General features: G+C 66.1%; 4 protein-coding genes and 1 pseudogene. 1 reads left to right on the top strand and 4 read right to left on the bottom strand.

What is annotated here, in order from left to right; genetic code table 11:
* The coding region (locus tag AB0I42_RS37110; RefSeq protein ID WP_357544461.1) for a hypothetical protein at positions 1-187 on the top strand (187 nt) is incomplete at its 5' end.
* Positions 188-294: 107 nt separating this feature from the next.
* Here AB0I42_RS37110 and AB0I42_RS37115 read toward each other — a convergent pair.
* The 4 genes and pseudogenes from AB0I42_RS37115 to AB0I42_RS37130 form a co-directional block, all read right to left on the bottom strand.
* Positions 295-603 (bottom strand): transposase, encoded by a 309-nt coding sequence (locus tag AB0I42_RS37115; protein WP_357544459.1) that lies wholly within the window; start codon positions 601-603, stop codon positions 295-297.
* Positions 503-1,987, bottom strand: coding sequence for a transposase (locus tag AB0I42_RS37120; RefSeq protein ID WP_357544460.1), 1,485 nt, complete (start codon positions 1,985-1,987; stop codon positions 503-505). Before AB0I42_RS37120 ends, AB0I42_RS37115 begins: the two co-directional genes overlap by 101 nt.
* Before the next feature lie 223 nt (positions 1,988-2,210).
* On the bottom strand, positions 2,211-2,792 hold the full coding sequence (locus tag AB0I42_RS37125) for an RICIN domain-containing protein (RefSeq protein WP_357544462.1): 582 nt from the start codon (positions 2,790-2,792) through the stop codon (positions 2,211-2,213).
* Positions 2,793-3,002: 210 nt separating this feature from the next.
* Positions 3,003-3,218: pseudogene (locus tag AB0I42_RS37130) on the bottom strand (helix-turn-helix domain-containing protein); the annotation flags it as partial.
* Between the last annotated feature and the right edge of the window lie 344 nt (positions 3,219-3,562).

The raw sequence follows: 3,562 nt of genomic DNA on the forward strand, positions 1-3,562 counted from the left end.
GTTGAACCGCAGGTACCAGCGGACCGCGACCACGATCACCTCCGGTGGGAACCGGAACCCGGCGAACGCCGATCTCACAGGCAGCCCCGTATCAGGTCTGATCGATGACCTCACTGCTCAAGCATGCCTCGATCTTGCCGATGCCCAACGCGACGGACCCCGTCTGCCCATCAACACCCCAAAATGATCAAGGAGTGTTGCGACAAGCTCTAGAACCCCCGCGTCCGCTAGGGGGTCACTTTTCGGGTTCTGGCCCAATTTTCGGATGCCGTTGGTGATCTTAATGTATGGCGGTCAGCCGGTGTGGAAGAGTTCTTGCAGTCGGCTTCGTGGTCGTCGATGTTGGTCGGGCCGGTGTTGGGCGAGTCGGACGATGTTGGTGCCGGCGGCGGTGAGGATGTGCTGGACGTGGGTCTTCGCGAGCCCGCGGTACCGACAGTGGCGTAGGCCGTGAGCGCGGACGGTTTCTGAGACGGTGGCCTCGCATCCGGCGCGCAGGGCGTTAGCGCCGTTTCCACTCGGGAGTCTGTTGTTGCGTTCGGGACCGGGTCTGGATTTTCTGCAGCGGCTCGGGCAGCAGTAGCAGATGCCTGCCTTTGCCATCAACGTTGCCGGTGCACTGCTGCCGGACCGTGCACGCGCGGCAGTCTCCGCGCCGGAACAGCACCGACAGTCGGGGCTTGCCGTCTGCCACCGTCGGCTTCCATTGCGGACTGATAGTGCCTTGTGGACAGGTCACGGTTTCGGCTCGCCAGTCGACGTGGAAGTCTTCCTTGGCGAAGCCGGGCCGTTCGACGGCACGGTGGTCCTGACGGACCGGCCCGACGATCGTTATCCCGTGAGCCGTCGATGCCCGGTGCACGGTCTCGGGCGTGACGTAGCCGCTGTCCAGGAGGTGCTCCGCCGGCGCCAGGCGTTGTCCGACCAGCGCGGAGTGGATCGCATCGACGACGCCGACGTCCTGTTCCGGAGCCGGTGTTGTCACCACGTGCACGATGAGATTCGGTCGCTCCTGGTCACAGGTCTCCGTCTGATGGTCCTTGTAGCCGACCCATTCGACCTTGCCCGGCTTGTGGCTGAACCGGGCCTGCGGATCGTATGGCGACACGACCTCCGCACTCGACCACGGCACTCGCGCAGGCTCCGCCTCACCATCGGCCGCCATGGTGCTGGAGCGTCGCCGTGTCGTGCCTTCCCGGCTCTTACGGGCTCGGGACATCTTCGCCTCGCGCCACCGCAACTGTCCTGACTCGTCGTACCAGTACTGCTGGACCCAGACCTGACGCAGCACCTCGACAGCGGCCACCCCCGGCCCGCCCGCGGGGGCCATCCGGCCGTAGACGGCCCGCAGCAGGGCGATGCCGTCAGCACCGACCTGTTCCACGTACTGACGCACCGCGACCGTTCCCGTCGGCTGCCGCTCGTGACGGACCGACCGGCCATACCGCTGCGCCCACTCCGACGGCATGACACCGGCCAGCCACACCTCGTCGAGCTTCGCCAGGGCCTCCAACGCGGCGCGCAACGCCTCCGCGACCAACTCCACCCGGCTGAGCCGGCGAACCGCCGCGAGGACATGCGTGGAATCCGTACGCTGCCGGCCCCGCGCCCGCACCAGCCCCGCCTCCGCAAGCCGATCGACCATCACCGCGAGCAGCCGGTCAGCCCGGTCGCCCTCGGCCAAACGATCCCGGAACTCACTGAGCACCGAATGATCGAACCCGGGCTCGGTCAACTCCATCCCCAACGCGTACTTCCAGTCGATGCGACACGCCACCGCCCGCGCAGCCTGCCGATCAGACAGGTTCTCCGCGTACTGCAACACCGACACCAACGCCAACCGCGCCGGTGACACCCCACGACGACCATCGACCGGAAACCAGTCGACGAAGTCGTCGTCGACGAACAGGTCCCGCAACCGATCCCGCATCAACATCGCAGGCGTGCCCTTCGGGTTCGCCGCCCACGCCACCCGAACCGTCTCCACCGGCACAACCGAACCCATACCGCGACCCATCGACATCCCACAATCCCAGCATCGAGGTGCCCTCACCTCCGGCAGCGACGCACCCCAAACCGATCACACAACCAAGATCACCAACAGCATCCCAACTTCGTGCCAGAGCCACGAACAAGAGGCCGTTGATAAAAGGGCTCGGCTCTGTCGCCTAACGTGCCAACCAATGGGGCTCCGATGAACCTCGGGACCATCACTCGATGAAGTCGATGAGGAAGCGCTGATCAACCTGCTGGTCACAGGGCTCCTGGACGACCTCCGCCGCGGCATTCCCTCCAGTCGGGTCGAGCAGACCGAGGCACAGCCCGCTGCCAGCGGATCGCAGGCGATACGTGGGGGGTATGGCGTCCGCGACCGGCTCGAACCGGAAGTGCTGTGATGGGTTTTCGTCGCTGCAGGCTTCCCGGGGTTCCAGCATGTCCCGTACCGGGCCCGCGTGGAGGACCGTGAGACAGCCGATCCCGCCGTCTGGGTGCCGCCAGCGGATGAAGAAGAGTCCGTTACCCGTGGCTTTCAGACTCGTCTGTGGGATGGCGTTTGCACACGGGACTCGTGCCGCGATGGCGTGCGGATAGCGCCCCTGGCGGTCGCGTCCCTCGGTCAGACACATGTGCGGTGAACCGGCGGTGCGGATCAGGTAGATGCCGTCCGCCGGCGGTTGACCGATGGACGTCTGCGCGTTCTCGTCTCGGGGCGGCGACCCGGTCGCGAGTTCCTCGGCTTGGCGCGGCACGAAGTGCCAGACGCCCAGAACCAGCAGTAGGACACCGGCCACGGCGATGATCCACGGAACGGTTCGGTGCCGGACACCCCTTCGCGGCAACGGTGCCGATGCGTGCGGTACCCCTTTGATCGTGGTCCCCGCCGGCACTGCTGTTTCGGCCGTCCCGGGTTCGGGCTGTGCCTGACCTGTGGCCGCGTCTCCGGTTCGCAGGTCTTCGGCGACCCGGTTCCTGGCTGCCAGCCATGGACCCTGCTCAACTCCGCACGCACGGACGAAGGCAGCGACTACCTCGGGTCGGGGAAGCGTTCCGCGACGTAGAACGTCGGCGAGCGTACTGCGCGCGAGTACGTCACCGTGGCTGGCCGCCCGTTCCTCCAGTTGCCGAAACGTCAGCCCGGAACGCTTCTTGAGCGTTTGCATGAGCTCGACGAGCTCTGCGACGCTGCCTACGCGCCTTGGATCCAAATCTGCCTGCATCCCCGTCCAATATCGTCAGAGCCGGTTGTCTCCCGGGTACGTCCAACACTGCCACCGAACCGACAATTGACCATTGTCGACTTTTGATCGTGGCGGCGCCAGTGTCCTGAGTCGTTAATTCGGCCGCAGATAGCAGTCTGTCGGGATGGCAGGTCGTCCGCGTGCTGTGGTGGAGCTGACTGATGGCGAGCGTGCGTGTCTGACCCGGTGGGCGCGGCGGAGCAAGTCGTCGCAGGCGTTGGCGTCGCAGCCGAGGATCGTGCTGCTGTGCGCCGATGGTCTGGTGAACACGCACGTCGCGGAGCGGTTGGGCGGTGGTCGTGATCGGCCCGGGCCGTTCCGGC

This window comes from Polymorphospora sp. NPDC050346, assembly GCF_040655695.1.
GTDB lineage: Bacteria > Actinomycetota > Actinomycetes > Mycobacteriales > Micromonosporaceae > Polymorphospora > Polymorphospora lycopeni.